The sequence below is a fragment of the Chryseobacterium jejuense genome, assembly GCF_017877355.1.
Classification (GTDB): domain Bacteria; phylum Bacteroidota; class Bacteroidia; order Flavobacteriales; family Weeksellaceae; genus Chryseobacterium; species Chryseobacterium jejuense_A.
In genome coordinates, this window is the sequence record NZ_JAGIPR010000006.1 from 14658 (window position 1) to 32049 (window position 17392).

The following is a 17392-nucleotide window of genomic DNA, read 5'->3' on the forward strand; positions in this document are numbered from 1 at the left end:
CTGATTTTTTACATTTTTTCTGTCCAAATTTGCTATATCAAAATTATTACAATCAATGAAAAGATCAATCTATGTCCTGGCGCTCGGGGCTTTCGGTATTATTACTACTGAATTTGGGGTTGTTGGGATTCTCCCTACAATCAGCAGACAATTCGGAGTGTCAATTGATACAGCAGGGTGGTTACTGAGTGCTTTTGCCATTACTGTAGCTGTTTCCTCCCCTTTTATCACTTCTTTTACCTCCAAAGTAAACCGGAAGTTTCTTTTATGCCTTGTTATGAGCATATTTGTACTTTCCAATCTTATATCTGCTTTCTCAACGAACTTTACCATGCTTATGGTAGCGCGTATATTGCCGGCAATATTGCATCCGCTTTTCTGGAATATTTCCATCGCCATTGCATTCAAAGAAAAGGGAGCAAAAGGAGTATCCACTGTAATGCTTGGACTGAGCCTTGCTACCGTTCTCGGTATTCCGATGACGACCTATGCGGCTGATCTTTTTCATGATTGGAAAGCTTCATTTTTCCTGAGCAGCGCCATCAGTTTAATTGCATTTATGGGACTATTGCTTTTCATTCCCTCTATCCCTGCAGAAAAAGAAAAATCTGAGCAAAATCAACTAACCATATTGAAAAATCCTCTTTTGTGGATTAACCTGATTTCTACCATTGGGACATTGGCAGCTATGTTCTCCAGCTATACCTATCTTACTGCTTATCTTGAAGAAATTACCAGAATGGATGGTGCCCAGATCAGTATTATGCTGCTTCTTTTCGGAGGTATGGGAACTCTTGGGAATTGGCTCATGGGAATTGCTTTAAACCGAAATGTAAAACTAACAACACGACTATTTTTACTATTATTAATTACAGTACAAATTCTAGCTTATTCACTTGGGGGAGCTTTTATTCCTATGGTCATCATTGTGTCTTTTTGGGGCATGATTCACACGGGTGGTTTTTTGGTTTCAAATATCAGAACTACACAAAATATTCCCCATCATGCACTGGAATTTGTTAACAGCTTGCTTACATCCTCTTTTAATATTGGAATTTCATTAGGTGCATTTCTTGGAGGAATTGTAAGTTCTTATTATGGAGTCCAACATGTTCTTTCTGTAAGTGTCTTACTTCTTGCAGCTACATTTATTCTGAGTTTCTTTTCTTTTCCCAAAAGCATTTCAGCGGATGAAGAAAATGATGATAAAAAAGAACTTGTAGTACCTGTTTGTGAACATATTTAATCAATACATTATATAAGAGTTATATTTTGAGTGGAAAACAACCCTACTAAAAAAGGGTTGTTTTTTTTATTAGGTTTTAGCTAAAATCAATGGAATAGGTTTTATTATATATTGAACAGGCTATCCTTCGTACACTTCGTGCGTAAACCTTCAATTTATGTTCAGTATTGACGGTTCCTGCTTGAATCAATATGTAAAATTATAGAACAATCTATAGCTCTCTTTATTTGGCCTCACTAATAATAAACTCCATCGTTTTCACAATATGTTGATCTTCAATGATCCCTATTGCATATTTACGATTGTGTTCAGAATTATATTTTGTAAGATAAGTTTGGTTGATGTCATCAGTTAGTTGATTTAGGTCTTCAGGGATTATAGCGTTTATATTATATATTGTGTTACCACATTTGATCTGTCCTTCCGAACATTCAAGAAAGGTGTTGTACCAGCTTTTTTCGGCTAATCCCCAGGATCTTGCAAAAATTCTGTTCTGAGTAACCACCATCCAGATCTCCAGAAATTCTGGTCTTTCTGATCCGGCTTTTATTCCGATAAGGTTATGGGTTCTGATGTAGTCTAATGCTTTATTTTTATTCATTTTTGAAAGTTTCTGTAAAACTAGGGGAAGAAGAATTGAATAAAAAATTTTTTATACGGATCGGCTAAAATCAGATGTATATGGTTTATTGATGGATGTGGATTGATTTTTAAAGCATCATTTTACCGATGGCTTGTAGAAGGCAGTCTTTATAACTTTTAGCTACGGTTATTTTTAAGTTTCCACACAACAAATGATTATCTTCAAAAGACTCAATATTGGTTAAGTTAACGATATAAGAGTTATGAACCCGCATGAATTCTTCCGGCAGGTTTTCAATCAGATCTTTAAGTGTTTTGTAATAAATGTATCTGTTCTGATCTATGGTATATACTTCCACATAATTCCCAAGACCTTTGATTACATTGATATCTTTAAAGAAAAGTTTTACCAGTTTTTTGTCTGTTTTAATAAAAGCAAACGTTCTGTTCTCCATGGAAATTACTATAAAACCCTTTGGGCATGAAGATAAGCTTTGTTCCAATATTTTTCGTTCAGAGATGAAATAACAACGCCTTTTGAGGTAGAAGCATGAATGAATTTTACTTCCCCATCCGGGCCAATATCATGAACAATCCCTACATGGGAAACTCTGCTTCCTCCAGCTGTTGCAAAAAATAATAAATCACCGGGTTTAACATCCCTGATATCAATATTTTTTCCTGTTTCAGCCTGATCGGAAGATCTTCTTGGAAGATTAAAGGCATTTTCTTCAAAAACTTTCACTGTAAATCCGGAACAGTCGAAACCTGAAGACGTATTCCCCCCGAACCGGTAAGGTGTCCCCAGATATTTTTCCGCATCCTTTAAAACATCGTTGATAGATCTTGACACATTTCCATCAAACTTAGAATCCAGTTTTCTTAGATTTTCAGATTTTACCACTGTTTTGGATCCTGATTTCTTATTGGAAGAAACATTCTTTGAAGATCCGCAGGACACTACAAAAGCAGATGCAATCAGCAATACAGAAAGCTGCTTTATACTCAATTTTTTTTCAAATAATCCTGATCCCATACTCGTCTGATTTTTACTTGATTAACGATTGATATACAAATATACACTTTATATTTTAATTATAATATAACTATACTACAACTATATGATAAATATATGTTAAAACTTTGAATTCAGTTATTTATTACTATATTTGAATTCAATTTTGGCGATATGGCAACCTATGAAAGTCTCATCAAGATTAAAGGCTCTGTGGGAGATCTTGTTTTTTATACTCTGAATGGCAAAAATGTGGTTCGGAAAAAAAGCGGGTTCAATAAGAAGGCTTTTAAAAAAGATCCGTCTTATGAAAAGGTAAGGCAAAACAGCTCTGAATTCGGGCATTGTTCCAAAACAGGAAAGATCATCAGAAACAGTCTGGACATTTACCTTAAAGAAACAGGAGATACCCTACTCTACCAGAGGTTTGCCAAGCTGATGACTGAAATAAAGGATTTGGATATAATTTCTGAAAGAGGAAAACGGACAGTTGAAAACGGGCTTAAGACTGATGAAGGGAAAAAGTGTCTAAGAGCCTTTCAGTTTGGTGAAATAAAAAATGTATTGACAGAGATTGAACGTAAGAACGATCTCCTTTATGTAAATAGCAATCAATCCCAAAAAGCAACGATAATTACTTTAAAGCTGGATTCAGAAAACTATACGGTTGAAAAGACTGAAGAAGACTTGTCTTTGAATCAAGATCCGGTATCTTTTAAAAAGTATTTTTCAGAAGATGATGTAGTCCTCTATTTTTTAGTACTAAAGAATCAAAGTAATGAAATATCCCATATGGGATTTGTATAAATAAAAAAACCTGCAAATCTGCAGGTTTTTGTTTTATTTCTTTTCTCCTTTCCAGGTTCCGTATTGTGCCGGAGTTGGAAGTGTATTAGACCAGCTTCCATTTCCTTTTTTATCCGGATTAAGTTTTCCTTTAAATTCTCCTTTTGACGGAAGGCCAACTGTTCCTACCAGATCTCCGCTAGTACTTACATTACCGGAAATATTATAATTTTCACTACTAACATCAGAATGCATGGTTCCTGATACTTTCCCTGTCTTATCAACCACAAAATTCCACACTCCTGTATCACCACCTTCATAAGTTCCAGACCATGTTCCTACATAATCATAAATTGTATCATCGTCAGAGCTGCAACCGATAAATAAAAATGCCGTTAGTAAAAGTAAAAAAAGTTTCTTCATAGTTTCAGTAGTTTTATAACCTAAAAATCCTGTTTTCTCTATTACATTCTATTAGGAATATTCTGTTATAGAGAATGAGCTTAATATTTATTATTTTTTATTTCGTGCAAATCTACTAATTTTTTATTCAAATTATCTGAATTTTAATTAGTGGACAATATGTTTATTAAAAAGCAACATATTTCGGCTAAAATACAAATATTTTTCAAACAAAATAAGGAACATTAATTTTTGAGTTAATATTCAAAAGTCTTTATTTAAAATTTTCATCAATAAACACATATTACAATATAAATTTAGATGTAACATATTTTTAATTAGTTTTTTATTCTCCATTAATACATATTTCTTACCTTAGTGAAAAATTTAACCGTATTTAAAAAATACCATGAAAACAAAGACTTTTTTTTTGACAGCACTTGCTTTGTGTAGTTTTGCAAGTGCACAAGTTGGAATTAACACAACGGCACCTACAAACACGTTGGACGTTAACGGATCGGTAAGGGTAAGAGAACTTTCAAATTCTGAAAATAAAATCGTTGCTGCTAATGCCCAAGGAGTTCTGACACTCCTCTCTCCGGAAGAAATTTTTGCTCCTAAAGCTTTATTAAATACTTCCATGTCTTCCAATGAACAAAGATTCACAGTATACGAAGGAAAATGTTTTCAACCTGGAGACAATGCTTCTTCCTGTACAATTTCTTTAAATCATTATACCTCCTGCGCAGGCTTTACCAACCCTGTAGACACACAAGTCGTGGTGGTACAAGGTATTAATACAGCTAATGGTCAATTCTTAGGTTCATGGACTGCCAGATATATTGATAACAAAGGATTTTCAAATACTTCCGCTGTTGCCAACCAAACGGCACCGGATTATCCCAGAATTTCCTATCCAGCAACTAATTCTGCAAATTATTTAGGAAGCGGAAGTTTTAATGGGCAGTGTAATACAGATCTGGTAACAACTATTAACCAAACAACCGGAGATATAAAAATAGAATCTGTAAAAAGAAGTATGTATGCACATCTTGTATACCTTCTTAACATCGCCCGTTCAAGAAGTTTATAATATGATATTTAAAGTAAAACTATACCTTAAGGAAAAGTAAAGCTTTCTCCTGAATTCAATAAAAAAGACTGATTGTAATCAGTCTTTTTCTATTGGTATATAAGCTATAATGTTCAATATTTTTATTGGATACTTTTTGCCCAGTCATCCATATAATTTTCAAAAACAGTGAGAGGCATTGCCCCACCTTTCAGAATCGTATCATGAAAATTTCTGATGTTAAACCTGGTACCTAGCTGAGCTTTATATTTGTCACGCAGTTCTTTTATTTTCAATTCACCAATCTTATAAGAAAGTGCCTGCGCGGGGTTTGCCATATACCTTTCTATTTCAGCAGTGGCAAACTGTTCGGAAACAGGTTCGTTATCCAGCATATATTTAATGGCATCTTCACGGGTCATTTTCCCGGTGTGTAATCCAGAATCCACCACTAAACGGATTGCGCGGTGCATCTCTGTGCCTAATGCTCCTAACTGATGATAAGGATTGGTATACACACCCAGATCTTTTCCCAAAGATTCGGTATATAACGCCCACCCTTCTACAAATGCTCCGTTCATATACTTTTGTCGAAATTCCGGAACAGAGGTATTTTCATATTGAATGCTGATCTGATAATGATGCCCGGGAATGGCTTCGTGTAAAAATACACTTTCCATATCCATATTGGTGATGTTGATTTTTGTTGGATCTAAAATAGGCGCATAAAAAATACCTGGACGGTTGGCGGGAAGATTTCCCGGAAAATATTGTGGTGAAGCTGATGCTGCTCTAAACTCTTCAGTTTTACGGATTTCAAAAGGTGTTTTAGGGGTAATTCCAAAATACTTTGGTAAATTGGGTTTTATCTTATCATGAACGCTCTGATAAGCTTCTAAGACTTCTTTGTCCGTTTTGAAAGGCATGAACTGCTTATCGGTTTTCATAAATTCAAATAATTCAGGAAGTGAGCCTTTAAAACTGATAGATTTTTTAATTTTTTCCATTTCAGCAGTGATTCTTGCCACTTCTGATAAGCCTAACTGATATATTTCCTCCGGATCTTTATCAACGGTTACCATTGAAAAAATATAGTCTTTATACATTTCTTTTCCATTGGCAAAAACATTGATTCCTGAAGAAGAGCGGGCTTTCGGCAGATATTCATTCTGGAAAAAATCTGCGAGCTTCTGTATGGATGAGAAAACATTTTTGGCAAGAACATTTTTAAATTCTGCGTTTAAACGGTTTTGCTCTTCTTTTGAGAAATCTTTAGGAAAATTCTTTACAGGTTCATAAAAAGAGGACTGATCATTATTTTTTGCCAGGCTTTGTAGCTGGGGAATGATTTTCACCACCAAAGATTTTGGTAAAACAATGCCTTCTTTGATGCCTTTTCGCATATTTTGTATAGAAACGTCTGTCCATCTTGAAAATGCCTGGCAGCGTTTCAGCCAATTATCATAATCTTTTACGGTTTTGAAAGGCTGAGCTGAACTGCCGGAGCCTAACATTGCCATATAGGTAGGAATACTTCCCATCTGGTTGATAGGCATATATTCTTCATGGTATTTTTCTGTCTTCAGGGCAATTTGAACCTCATTCTCCATAATGCCCAGAGAAATACGGTCTTCTTTATTCAGATCCTGATTTTCAAAAGTCTTCAGAAGATTAGCATATTTCAGATAAAAGTCGTGGATTTTTTTGAGCTGAGTTTCATCATCAGCAGGAAGCTGATCATTATAGCCATCAATACCGTTAAAAGTTGCATTTAATGGGCTCAATACATTTGATTCTTTATAGTATTGATCAAAAATCTGATGCAATTGAGTATTCTTTTGCTGTGCACTCATACAGGAAACGATAACAGTGCTGAGTAAAGCCAGTTTATGTTTCATCATATCTTTATTAGTTTATTTATAAGAACTCTAAAAATACGTTAATTATTCAATACATAAACTAATTGATAGTTTGAAATTCTAAGAGACCTTTTATCTAATTACTAAATGATTTTTAAAGAAAAGATATGATCATTCCTATAAAGCTACAAAAAAGTAAAAATATCTCTTAGTTTTTAGCTGGTACTTTTAAGAAATCTTTGTTTCCAATTACATTTCTTCTCACTTAAGGGAAAAAAGTTATCTTTGAAAGAATTAAATTTTTAATCATGAAAGAAAAAATCGTTCAGATTACCCATTCTACAGGAAAATATACGTTGGATGTAGCCCCTGGCAGGCTTAATGAAATGCAGGAACAAATTGACAGATGTTTAAATAATGAACAAGCAGCTATTGTTGTTAGAAATGATAATGGAGAACAGTTTATTTATCCATCAGAACTTTTGAAAAACAGCTTTATTGCAATCCTTGACAAAGTTACAACTTAAGTATTATAGTAAAGTCCCTCTATTAAGGGCCTGTTTTACTTATAGGTAGTAAAAATTCCATTAAGCTTTAAAATTTCAAAAATATTCATACAAATAGTTGTACATATCATTTAAATACTTACTTTTGTACCGCTTCAAAAATGGGGGATTGGCGCAGTTGGCTAGCGCGTTTGACTGGCAGTCAAAAGGTCACGGGTTCGAATCCCGTATTCTCCACTGAGTGTATTTGAAAAAGTCTTCAAAATGTACTAAAAGCTGATTAATCCTGCAAAATTTAATTTTTTGCAGGATTTTTTTTGAACAAGAAAATGCAGATTTTTCAAATAAACGGATCAAGCGCAAAAGTTGAGGACAAAATCGTGGCAATTTTTAAATTTAAAAGAATAACAACACAGTAATAAGAGCACTGATATAGATCTTTAGCATTATCCTGCACAAAGGTACTGAAGATAATATCCAGGTGTACATTTTTTATTAAATGCACTTGTTCTAACTTTTCTATTGAAGTTTTTTATGACTTAAATATTTTAACTCGACGTTAAACACAACAATAATTCTCTATCAATAGATTTAAAAGATAAAAATATGATAAAATGTAAAAATTTGCTGATATTTCTCAACATTTTTTACAAAATAAATGTTTATATTATCAACAAAACAGACTCGTTTTGGTTAAAATTATTGATATAACAAACTACAAATTAAAGTGTTAAATAAAGTTAATATATCATAAAATAACCATCAATCATGCTCAGTATTCGACGTTTACAAAATCGTGTAAAAAAGATTTAATACTTAATTAAAAAATAAAGTTTCATCTTTGCAGCCTTAAAATCAAACACGCTAGTTTATTACATGAGCATTATTTTGAAAAAGCGTTTACTTATAGCGCTTGTATTACCAACGGCCGCCTTGTATTATGGGCAGAGTACGAAGGATTCTTTAGAAAGATCTAAATCTATTGATGAGGTGATGTTGGTAGGTAGAAACCTTTCCCAAACAGCCAAAGAGAGAAAAACACCTGTTGCAGTTTCCAATATTAAGGCAGCTGAAATTCAGGAGAAATTGGGAAACAGAGAGTTCCCTGAAATTATGAAGTCTACCCCTTCGGTATACGTTACTAAAGTAGGTGGCGGATTTGGAGACAGTAGAATTAACATGAGAGGTTTTGATGGTGCCAATATTGCGGTAATCATCAACGGACAGCCTGTTAATGATATGCAGGGAGGTACCGTTTACTGGTCTAACTGGACGGGGCTAGCAGATATTGCGAGCTCTATTCAGATTCAGAGAGGTTTGGGAGCTTCTAAATTTGTAGTTCCTTCTGTTGGAGGAACAATCAATATTGTAACTAAAGCTACCGATTCTGAGCAGAGAGCAATGATTAAAGCAGAAGCAGGTAACGACAATTACTCAAAACTTTCAGCGATGTACTCTTCCGGGTTGAAAAACAAATGGGCAACTACTGTATTACTTTCCCGTTGGCAAGGTGATGGTTACATCAACGGAACTAAAGGTGAAGGGTATTCATGGTTTTTCTCTACAGGATTTAAGCCGAATGAAAAACATGCGTTCAACTTCATTGCAACGGGTGCACCACAGGTACACGACACAAGAAGATCTTCGGCAACCGGAGCTAATGTAGCAACTTTGCAGCAGTTCGAAACGTATGGAAGAAGATACAATCCACAAACAGGAATGTTGAATGGTTCTCAATTCAATTTAGCGCCGAACTTCTACCACAAGCCAATTGCTTCATTAAACTGGGACTGGAATATTAATGACAACCTGAAATTATCCACAGTTGTTTACGGTTCTTGGGGACGTGGTGGTGGTGGTACCGGACTTAACGGTTCCATTAAAAACGCTAAAGATCAAACCATGAATTTCATGAATAGTAATGATGGTACTATCAATTGGGATATGATTTACCGTTATAACAGAGGTGGTTCAGTAACAGATTACAATGGAAATACTTTCCAGAAATCTGCTTTTATTGCCCCTACAGGTTCCCCTGCTGATTATAATGGACAAAACGTTGCTACTTTAAACGGAACTACTGGTATCATTAGAAAACAAAGTATTAATGCTCATGACTGGTACGGAGTAATTGCGGACCTTAATTATAAAAAGAACAACTGGACTTTTAATGGAGGGATCGACCTTAAGACTTACAAAGGAGCTCTTTATGATATTACTACTGATTTACTAGGATCAGATGCTTTATTTGTTAAAAGTACAGTGAATGCTCCAAACGGTTATTATGTTGACCGTACGGTAAAACCTGAACCTTTAACGAAGACAGGTGATACTCAAAAAGTGTCTATTCACAATGAAGGTCTTGTAAAATGGGCTGGTGTATATGGAATGGTTGAATATAGCTCTGAAAAGCTAAGCGCATCTGTTCAGGCATCCGTTTCTGAGCAGTATTACAAGAGAAGAGACTATATGTTGTACACTCCTGGTAACCAAGAAACCAAATGGTATCACAAAACAGGTTATATTGTAAAGGGAGGAGCTAACTATAACATTGATGATCATCATAATGTATTTTTCAATGCAGGAGTTATTTCAAGACAGCCGTTATTTAATGCATTATTCCCATCTAACCAGAACATCTACAATGATGCAAAGAATGAAAGAATTTTCTCTTTAGAGTTAGGATATGGTTTCAAGTCCCGTTATATAGATGTTAACATCAACGCGTACAGAACGCAGTGGGATGACAGATTCATTTCAAGAACATTCAATGCAGGAGCTGCAGATGTTGCTAAATTCTCCCAATTAAAGCTTGGAAATGCTTATTTCTACAATGCTCTGAACGTTGGACAACTTCACCAGGGTGTTGAATTGGAAGCGAAAGCAAGACCTTTTGCTAACCTTAGATTAAGAGGAATGGTTTCATTTGGAAACTGGAAATACAAAGGAAATGCTAACTTCAACATTCTTGATGTTCAAAGCAACCAGGAAGTTGCCGGAACAACAGGGATGATCAATATTAAAGATCTGAAAGTTGGAGATGCTGCACAAACAACAGCAAGTTTAGGAGTTGATTATAACATTACCAAAGCATTCAGTATTGATGCAAACTGGGAATATTATGACAAATTATATGCACAGTTCAACCCTATCAATTTCCTTACAGAAGCTGACAGAGAAAGAGGAATTGTAAAATTACCAAGCTACAACCTATTTGATGTAGGAGCGAGTTACAAATTTGAAATCGGGCAGAAAAAATCTTTAACATTAAGAGCGAACGTTTACAACTTGTTCAACAAATATTATATTTCTGAACTAAGTTCTAATATCCACGCTACTGATAAGATTGGTTCTGGTCCGGATAAAGGAAAAACATACCAGGAAGCTGGCAGAGTTTATCAGGGTGTTGCTGATGCCAATACAGGTTTCTTAGGATTCGGAAGAACGTGGTCTGTGGCTGCGACTTTCAGATTCTAATTATACCATCTGAATATAAAACAATTGAACCCGTCACTTTTGGCGGGTTCTTTTCTTTTAGATGTTGTTACACTCTCCTATTTTGTAAAGAAATAAGTGATAAATTAGACAAAACTAAAAATCATTTCTATTGTAATGGACAAAGAAACTATACATTATATCATAACCTATTTCAGTAATCTGATGACTAATCGCGAGAAATTAGCACTGAAATCTCATATGTTTACTTATAAAACTTCTGATAACCCTGAAATGAGAAAGATACTCACAAAGAGAAACTGGATAAGTTCTGATCCTGAAATAACCTCTCTTCTTCAGAATGACTATGATGAATTCGAATTAAAAATAGTTCAAAGAATAATGGCCGAAACTCCGGAAAAAGTATTTTTTAATAACTGCTCTCAATGTAATAAATTGGCCCGTACTCCTTATGCCAAGCAATGTAGATTTTGCGGATACAGCTGGCATAATCTGGTGGCAAAATTTAAAATTGATAGTGTCTTCCAGCTTACCAACAGAAGTTTTTATATGCTTGGGGAAATTGTAGAAGGAGAAATAAATCCATATCAATTGATGGATTTAACGGTATTAGGGCTTCATAAAAAAATTAAAATTGAATCTATTGAATTGGGTGACAAACCAAATAACGGAAAGCCATGGAATGGTATTGGACTTGGAACCAATGAACTCACAGAAGAAGATAAACTATATTTAAAACAACAATCTTTTCTTCATCCCATAATCAATATCATTACAACTCAACCAATTTAATACTTAAATCCATATCAATCAGATAAGCAAGATGTTCATGCATTTTTTCGGTGAAATGAAGCTCAGCATTCATGATCTTACCGGTTGATTTTTCAAAATTGTATTTTGTTTTGACACTGAATTCAAATTGGTCAATAGAGAATTCCTTCTCATTTTCATAAAGCTTTTTGATATGACTTTTAATGAGTTCTTCCCGGTTGTTCAACACGGAATGAAATTCTACAAAAAGGGTATTGTTTTCTTCTTCAAGCTTCACCAGTTTGAGCTGATAGCTATACTCCACTCCCTGCATCAATCTGGAACGAATACTCAACGGACTGGATAAAAAACTGTAATGCTCATTAGGTGGAAATATCAGACTATAAACTTCCGGTAACAGAAGAATATACTGTAGGTTTTTCTTCAATTCTCCCTCAAAGCTTTTCAGTCCTTTTTCATAATTGGTAACAAATTTAACCTGATCTTTTTCTTCCGGGAAAACAAATGGTAACTTGTTTTCTTTCCATTCTTCCCAGCTCTTCCAAAGCTCATCTTTATTCTCAACAGAAAGTATCTTCCCATCGGTATTTCGTTTGATATAAATATTGCGGGAAATATCTGCAAGGGCAAGACTTTGCAGTAAAAAAGGCTTCATTGTATGGTCTTCCGTATCTCCTGTGATTTCCAGAAGCTTTATCCTATTGTAAATAAGATCTGATTCTTTCTGCTGGTCAAGAAACAGTTCAGATGAGGTTTTTAAAGAAATTGGGGAATTTTCCTTACCCATCAGAAAGATATTCTCCACATTCAGGGTATATTCCTGCGAGAATTTTTCAAGTTGAAGAAGAGGAATATTTTCCCCAAAAAAGAAATTTGAAATACTCATTACTTTATTTTGACTCCTGTCCAGTTTAAATGATCTTTTCTAAAAATGTTTTATTTATTATGAAAAATTGGTTTTTATATATTTCGTCCACTCTTCCTCAATTTCCGGATCATTATTTTCTTCATCAACAAAATTATAGTTGCTATAAAAATTATTGAGCCTCATAATTAAAGAAACCTGATAATTAAACCATTGGTGATATTCATCAGATTCTTCCCATAATTCTCTTACTTCTGAATGCTCTTTAAAGAAAAGGATCTTTTTGGAGGCTTTTATAACCATTTGAGCTAATAGAATCGTATCTACAGATTCCAACTGTGGCAAAATGTAGTCTGTGGAAATCAGTTTCAAACGACCACTCAGTGCTTCAAGTATTGCTAACGTAATAAAGCTCTCTTCGTCATCAATAAAATCATCTTCATCCAAAATTTTGGTGAGATAAGGAATCACTAATTCTTTATCCAGAGATTCCTCCAGTTCTGCAAACCAATCTGCAGCAGTATCATTTTCAAAGTTCTTGTATCCCCAAGCCCCCATAATTATATTTTAAAATTAATGTTCATAGAATCTGGCTAAATCAAATCCCATTTCCTTAGATAATTCATAATAGCTTTTATCTGGATCTAAATTCAAGTCTCTATAAACTTTATCTCTTAATTCAGGAAAATTTCTTAAATCCATTTCCTTAAAACTATCGCTATAATGCTCTCCAGAAATCAAATCTTCACGTCCTTGTAAATGAACACACTCATTAACCAATACTTCAGGATATTCTGCACTCCAGCTAATTTCAAAATCATTAATATCCTTGTATTGAGTTTTAAAATGAAGCTCTCCTCTTAACAACTGAATACTTCCATAAGCGTTTCCAATAATTTCAGGAAATTCAACAAATTGATAATCTATCGTTAAATGCCCTGCCTTTCCCCATTGTAATCTATTACCCTTGAAATCAATCCTATAAATAAAAACCCCATCTATTAGTGTTTCCAAATGTTCCGGAAGATCAGGTTTATCATATATTCCTTTATACATTCTTATTAACTGACATTCTTCATATACACCAAAGTATGATTCATGATCTTGTTCAATAGAAGATGCAAAATATTGTTTCTCAACATCGAACAGAATTTGCCCGAAAATAAACTTATCCAACCCTTCAAGTTGCAAATAAAATAGATCTCCTTGATTTAATTTCTTACTCATTGCTTAATAAAACCGCTCTAAATCAAATCCCATTTCTTTTGATAATTCATAATAACTTTTATCTGGGTCGATATTTAAATCATTATAAATTTTTCTTCTCAGTTCAGGATGATAATATAAATCATTATCTTTCAGATATGAAGGTCTACGGATATCTTCTGAAATTAAATCTCTTCTTCCCTGAAAATCTAATGAAGCGTTTGCCACTGTTAACGGAACGCACATATTACTTTTATAGCCCATATTTTCTACTTCATTCCCTGTTATTTTAGTTCGTAAGGACAATTCCCCTCGATCTAAAAACTTAACATTACTTGATAAATTTAAGTTTTCCGGAAATTCTATTTGGGTATAACCTACTTTCTGATTAGTAATTATTCCCCATTCTAAAACATTTCTTTTTGAGTCTACAGGTTGTGTTAATACTCGTGGGATAATAATTTTGGAAGAACTGTCAAAATCATTCATATTATCATAAACACCATCATACATTTCAACCAAATGACAATCAGAATAAAACATCTTTAAGTACGGAAAATAATCAGAAGGTAGATTATTAACATTTACTATTTTTTGATATTGTTTTTTTACATCAAACAATACTCTTCCAAATACATATTTTTCTTGATCTTTTAGTTTTAGATAAAATACATCTCCTATTTTTAATTTTTTGCTCATACAAACGAACAATCATTTTTAAGCTGGTACTGATGGGAGTTCATTAAATAAATTCTGGTAATCTAGTAACGCTTCATAATCTAAATAATGTTTAGGAGTATCAAACCAATGTTTGGATAGATCTGCGGTTCCAAATTGTTCGACTAATTCAACATTACCATTAGTTTCAGTAAATTCTTCTGAAAAAACATTATTTTTTTTCTTTTGCGAATAAAAAAGTATTGTTTGCCCTAAACCTCCTATCCTATCTATTTGGCTTAGAAATATTTTATTATTATCATAAAGAACAAATCCATTATCAATATGGCCTTTCATAAAATTTATATTTAAATATATTTTCAACCCATCTTCTTTTTCTTCATAATATTTAATACTTATTGAAAGAGTTGTATTACTTACAGTAGCATATGGTTTCTGATCTTTATAAAATGTGATAACATATTCCAGATTATTCTCAAATGCATATTTAGCCCAATCTTCTGGAGAAATATTTGAAAATTGTTCAGGGATCTTCAATCCAAATTCATTGGATAAAAGTACCTCAAGAGTAGTTTCCTCACTCATGATTATTTCTCCCATAGTAGCATTATAATCTGCAAATTTCGCTGTGTATATCACGAAAAATTAGTTTTAAAAATTTCATTACAACATAAGGAATCATCATTTCCAAATGCAGATGTTACTTTATTTAAGATCAAGAAATTCAGGCATTAGTATATTTTTGTAATCCAACAAATATTCATAATCTTTGTAGTTTTGTGGTCTTCTAATAAAATTGTGGGAAACATTTACTTTTGTTTTTTTTGCTTCTGTTTTACTTTTATTAGTTTTCTTATCAAAAGTAGTTTCAAAAATATTTGTGTTACCATTTAATTTAAAAACTAATTCATTCTGCACATTAACTAAATCATCTTCATAGACACTATTAACTTGACTCAAAAAAAGATCATTATTGGGAAAAGGTTCATCTCTATCTTCTTTAAATGATATTTCCATATTAAACTTATCATATACTAATGATAAATAATTAAATAAATTACCTCCATTATAAGTTAACAACTCAACTGTAATATCATTATAGTTATTATTAATATAGGCCAATGGTTTTTCATCATTAAAGATCATAATATGATATTCTTTATTATTTTCAAAAGCATATTTCGCCCAACTCTCAACATTTCTTGCTGCTTCTTTTTCTTCTTTCGATGATTTTTTTTCTATTATTAAATCATTAATATTATCCAAAGTATCTTGTTCGGACATTATCTCATTTAACAAATTATTATATTGTAAAAATTTATAAGTAATCATATTTATAATCCTTTAATCTGTGATATATCATCTATAATTGTTACCCCCTTTTTTTTTGCATAATCCAAAACTTCTTTTGAAACCCCATTCATATTTTCAACTTGAAGATAAATTTTTTCTCCTAGCTTTCCAAATTCGTCTGATTTTGAACCTGCATATTTTGCTGCATCATTAATATAGTTTTTTGCAGTTGACGCAGCTACTTTACTTAAGTCAGTAGCCTTTCGTTCAATAATACCTATACCTTTAATGTAACTATCAACGAAGCCTTTCTTCCCATTTTTTAGAGAAACAAATAGTTCTGATCTAAATATTTTACCTGCATTTGTTGCCAATTCTTCTGTAAAAGCATTCATTACATTATTGAAACTATTTCCCCTCATAATATTCTGAAACCATTTCTGAGATTCCAAAATCATTTGAGACAAGCATCTACCAGAGTTATGCACCAGTAAAGCTAACAGGCCAACAAAATAGGTATGAAAATGAGCTACCGTAAAGTTATAAACTTTTTTAGGTTCATAGCTATATTCAGTTCTTTCAATAGTAACTTTAGTATCGTTTTTGGTTAAAATCTTTTCACCAATTTCTAATTCTGAAGCATCTTTCCAGCCTTCCTCAGTATAAAAAGGATGTATTGCTGTTGTTTCAATTACTTCAGCTTCTGTATAAATACTGATCGTATGGTCACTTTCATTGACGATGAGATCAATCACGGGCTGAAGGGCTACAGTATCTGTATCTTCATCATAAGCCCATACCTGATCTCCGATTCGGATATCTTCAATATTTTTAATTCCGTATTCGGTATGCACGGGTGTTCCGGCTGGAAAACAGGCAAAAACACAGGTTTTAAGAAGCTTTTTAGCGACATCGTCTACACTTTTCTTTAAGGCTTCCTTGCTCAGTTTTTTCAACGCAGCTTTTCCCATCTGCTGAAGAGCTTCTTTAGAAATAGCTTTTGCGCCAGCTTTTATGGCACCTTTCAACCCTGCTTTTGCACCCTGCATGGCTACGGTTCCGGTTCCAAAAGAAACCACTCCTACCGCAATGGAGGCTACATCCCAGATTAAAAATCCGGCATTCATAAGGCTGCCGCCAACATCTCCGGTTTGTATATCATTAATAAGATCACGGCCGCTTCCCCAAACGGGGATCATCCCTTCTACAAAGCCCGCTTCTCCTACACTGTCTCCATGTCCGCTGTCATCAAGTTCGCGTTGTGCCTGATCCTGCATATCTTTTACTTCCTGAGCGGCATCGTCCGGAAGAGGGACCTGTCCGCTGGTCATAAATTCTATCTTTCCACCCACAGGACATCGACAGGTACTTTTTCCTATCAAAGATCTGATTCCGTTAATTTTTACCTGCCAGGTATCCTGCCAGGTCATGGGAACGGTGGCTGGTGCACAAGGACCACCACTGACTTTGCATACCTTAAAGGAAGGAATATTAATCAGAGGAGCAGCATCTTGATTGGTAGCCACAAGACAACCATGGATCTTCACCTTTGTATTGAACGTAGGTTTAAAGAAATCCGGGGCAGCTCCCTGATCACACATCATCAGGGCATTGAGGGTTATGTATTCTAACTCATCCATGATTTCTGTTTTAGA

The 17392-nt window shown here is 33.9% G+C and carries 18 protein-coding genes and 1 tRNA gene; 7 read left to right on the forward strand and 12 right to left on the reverse strand.

From position 1 onward, the window contains the following. Positions 1 to 55: 55 nt before the first annotated feature. A complete protein-coding gene (locus J2772_RS13185; RefSeq protein ID WP_209917372.1) occupies positions 56 to 1246 on the forward strand; it encodes an MFS transporter in 1191 nt (396 codons plus the stop codon). 223 nt (positions 1247 to 1469) lie between these two features. On the opposite strand, the gene J2772_RS13190 is transcribed toward J2772_RS13185, so the two are convergent. The 3 genes from J2772_RS13190 to J2772_RS13200 all read right to left on the reverse strand — a co-directional run bounded on the left by J2772_RS13190 (position 1470) and on the right by J2772_RS13200 (position 2864). Then, positions 1470 to 1847, reverse strand: coding sequence for a DUF2255 family protein (locus tag J2772_RS13190; RefSeq protein ID WP_209917374.1), 378 nt, complete (start codon positions 1845 to 1847; stop codon positions 1470 to 1472). Positions 1848 to 1956: 109 nt separating this feature from the next. Further along, on the reverse strand, positions 1957 to 2283 hold the full coding sequence (locus J2772_RS13195; RefSeq protein ID WP_209917376.1) for a LytR/AlgR family response regulator transcription factor: 327 nt from the start codon (positions 2281 to 2283) through the stop codon (positions 1957 to 1959). Positions 2284 to 2291: 8 nt separating this feature from the next. Then, positions 2292 to 2864, reverse strand: coding sequence for a C40 family peptidase (locus J2772_RS13200; protein ID WP_209917378.1), 573 nt, complete (start codon positions 2862 to 2864; stop codon positions 2292 to 2294). 153 nt (positions 2865 to 3017) lie between these two features. Between J2772_RS13200 and J2772_RS13205 the strand changes: the two genes are divergently transcribed. Beyond that, complete coding sequence (locus J2772_RS13205) at positions 3018 to 3650, forward strand: hypothetical protein (RefSeq protein ID WP_209917380.1); 633 nt, start codon at positions 3018 to 3020, stop codon at positions 3648 to 3650. Positions 3651 to 3683: 33 nt separating this feature from the next. Here J2772_RS13205 and J2772_RS13210 read toward each other — a convergent pair whose 3' ends face one another. Beyond that, positions 3684 to 4052: a hypothetical protein gene (locus J2772_RS13210; RefSeq protein WP_209917382.1), complete on the reverse strand. Its 369-nt coding sequence runs from the start codon at positions 4050 to 4052 to the stop codon at positions 3684 to 3686. A 388-nt stretch (positions 4053 to 4440) separates the two neighbouring features. On the opposite strand from J2772_RS13210, the gene J2772_RS13215 reads away from it, so the two are divergent. Then, positions 4441 to 5124 carry a hypothetical protein gene (locus tag J2772_RS13215; protein ID WP_209917384.1) on the forward strand — a complete coding sequence of 228 codons (684 nt, stop codon included), beginning with the start codon at positions 4441 to 4443 and terminating at the stop codon, positions 5122 to 5124. A 122-nt stretch (positions 5125 to 5246) separates the two neighbouring features. On the opposite strand, the gene J2772_RS13220 is transcribed toward J2772_RS13215, so the two are convergent. Then, positions 5247 to 7004 (reverse strand): DUF885 domain-containing protein, encoded by a 1758-nt coding sequence (locus J2772_RS13220; protein ID WP_209917386.1) that lies wholly within the window; start codon positions 7002 to 7004, stop codon positions 5247 to 5249. A gap of 266 nt (positions 7005 to 7270) precedes the next feature. On the opposite strand from J2772_RS13220, the gene J2772_RS13225 reads away from it, so the two are divergent. The 4 genes from J2772_RS13225 (at position 7271) to J2772_RS13240 (ending at position 11716) form a co-directional block, all read left to right on the forward strand. Next, complete coding sequence (locus J2772_RS13225; RefSeq protein WP_209917388.1) at positions 7271 to 7489, forward strand: glyceraldehyde-3-phosphate dehydrogenase; 219 nt, start codon at positions 7271 to 7273, stop codon at positions 7487 to 7489. A 142-nt stretch (positions 7490 to 7631) separates the two neighbouring features. Further along, positions 7632 to 7705: transfer RNA gene (locus J2772_RS13230), tRNA-Ala, on the forward strand. A gap of 651 nt (positions 7706 to 8356) precedes the next feature. Further along, positions 8357 to 10945 (forward strand): TonB-dependent receptor, encoded by a 2589-nt coding sequence (locus J2772_RS13235; protein ID WP_245365223.1) that lies wholly within the window; start codon positions 8357 to 8359, stop codon positions 10943 to 10945. A gap of 135 nt (positions 10946 to 11080) precedes the next feature. After that, on the forward strand, positions 11081 to 11716 hold the full coding sequence (locus J2772_RS13240; RefSeq protein ID WP_209917392.1) for a hypothetical protein: 636 nt from the start codon (positions 11081 to 11083) through the stop codon (positions 11714 to 11716). On the opposite strand, the gene J2772_RS13245 is transcribed toward J2772_RS13240, so the two are convergent. The 7 genes from J2772_RS13245 to J2772_RS13275 all read right to left on the reverse strand — a co-directional run bounded on the left by J2772_RS13245 (position 11697) and on the right by J2772_RS13275 (position 17377). Continuing rightward, positions 11697 to 12581, reverse strand: a complete 885-nt coding sequence (locus J2772_RS13245; protein WP_209917393.1) for a hypothetical protein — start codon at positions 12579 to 12581, stop codon at positions 11697 to 11699. The genes J2772_RS13240 and J2772_RS13245 overlap by 20 nt on opposite strands. Before the next feature lie 57 nt (positions 12582 to 12638). Continuing rightward, on the reverse strand, positions 12639 to 13118 hold the full coding sequence (locus J2772_RS13250) for a DUF4259 domain-containing protein (RefSeq protein WP_209917396.1): 480 nt from the start codon (positions 13116 to 13118) through the stop codon (positions 12639 to 12641). Between the two features lie 15 nt (positions 13119 to 13133). Next, on the reverse strand, positions 13134 to 13787 hold the full coding sequence (locus J2772_RS13255) for a hypothetical protein (RefSeq protein WP_209917398.1): 654 nt from the start codon (positions 13785 to 13787) through the stop codon (positions 13134 to 13136). A 3-nt stretch (positions 13788 to 13790) separates the two neighbouring features. Continuing rightward, positions 13791 to 14465: an Imm26 family immunity protein gene (locus J2772_RS13260; protein WP_209917400.1), complete on the reverse strand. Its 675-nt coding sequence runs from the start codon at positions 14463 to 14465 to the stop codon at positions 13791 to 13793. 18 nt (positions 14466 to 14483) lie between these two features. After that, a complete protein-coding gene (locus tag J2772_RS13265) occupies positions 14484 to 15083 on the reverse strand; it encodes a hypothetical protein (protein WP_209917402.1) in 600 nt (199 codons plus the stop codon). A 66-nt stretch (positions 15084 to 15149) separates the two neighbouring features. Then, positions 15150 to 15776: a hypothetical protein gene (locus tag J2772_RS13270; RefSeq protein ID WP_209917404.1), complete on the reverse strand. Its 627-nt coding sequence runs from the start codon at positions 15774 to 15776 to the stop codon at positions 15150 to 15152. A gap of 2 nt (positions 15777 to 15778) precedes the next feature. After that, positions 15779 to 17377, reverse strand: a complete 1599-nt coding sequence (locus J2772_RS13275; protein WP_209917406.1) for a polymorphic toxin-type HINT domain-containing protein — start codon at positions 17375 to 17377, stop codon at positions 15779 to 15781. Between the last annotated feature and the right edge of the window lie 15 nt (positions 17378 to 17392).

What these genes read in the sequence shown, in the direction of transcription:
- J2772_RS13185 (WP_209917372.1), top strand. Translation starts at nt 56, where the DNA reads ATGAAAAGATCAATCTATGTCCTGGCGCTCGGGGCTTTCGGTATTATT.
- J2772_RS13190 (WP_209917374.1), bottom strand. Translation starts at nt 1,847, where the DNA reads ATGAATAAAAATAAAGCATTAGACTACATCAGAACCCATAACCTTATC.
- J2772_RS13195 (WP_209917376.1), bottom strand. Translation starts at nt 2,283, where the DNA reads ATGGAGAACAGAACGTTTGCTTTTATTAAAACAGACAAAAAACTGGTA.
- J2772_RS13200 (WP_209917378.1), bottom strand. Translation starts at nt 2,864, where the DNA reads ATGGGATCAGGATTATTTGAAAAAAAATTGAGTATAAAGCAGCTTTCT.
- J2772_RS13205 (WP_209917380.1), top strand. Translation starts at nt 3,018, where the DNA reads ATGGCAACCTATGAAAGTCTCATCAAGATTAAAGGCTCTGTGGGAGAT.
- J2772_RS13210 (WP_209917382.1), bottom strand. Translation starts at nt 4,052, where the DNA reads ATGAAGAAACTTTTTTTACTTTTACTAACGGCATTTTTATTTATCGGT.
- J2772_RS13215 (WP_209917384.1), top strand. Translation starts at nt 4,441, where the DNA reads ATGAAAACAAAGACTTTTTTTTTGACAGCACTTGCTTTGTGTAGTTTT.
- J2772_RS13220 (WP_209917386.1), bottom strand. Translation starts at nt 7,004, where the DNA reads ATGATGAAACATAAACTGGCTTTACTCAGCACTGTTATCGTTTCCTGT.
- J2772_RS13225 (WP_209917388.1), top strand. Translation starts at nt 7,271, where the DNA reads ATGAAAGAAAAAATCGTTCAGATTACCCATTCTACAGGAAAATATACG.
- J2772_RS13240 (WP_209917392.1), top strand. Translation starts at nt 11,081, where the DNA reads ATGGACAAAGAAACTATACATTATATCATAACCTATTTCAGTAATCTG.
- J2772_RS13245 (WP_209917393.1), bottom strand. Translation starts at nt 12,581, where the DNA reads ATGAGTATTTCAAATTTCTTTTTTGGGGAAAATATTCCTCTTCTTCAA.
- J2772_RS13250 (WP_209917396.1), bottom strand. Translation starts at nt 13,118, where the DNA reads ATGGGGGCTTGGGGATACAAGAACTTTGAAAATGATACTGCTGCAGAT.
- J2772_RS13255 (WP_209917398.1), bottom strand. Translation starts at nt 13,787, where the DNA reads ATGAGTAAGAAATTAAATCAAGGAGATCTATTTTATTTGCAACTTGAA.
- J2772_RS13260 (WP_209917400.1), bottom strand. Translation starts at nt 14,465, where the DNA reads ATGAGCAAAAAATTAAAAATAGGAGATGTATTTTATCTAAAACTAAAA.
- J2772_RS13270 (WP_209917404.1), bottom strand. Translation starts at nt 15,776, where the DNA reads ATGATTACTTATAAATTTTTACAATATAATAATTTGTTAAATGAGATA.
- J2772_RS13275 (WP_209917406.1), bottom strand. Translation starts at nt 17,377, where the DNA reads ATGGATGAGTTAGAATACATAACCCTCAATGCCCTGATGATGTGTGAT.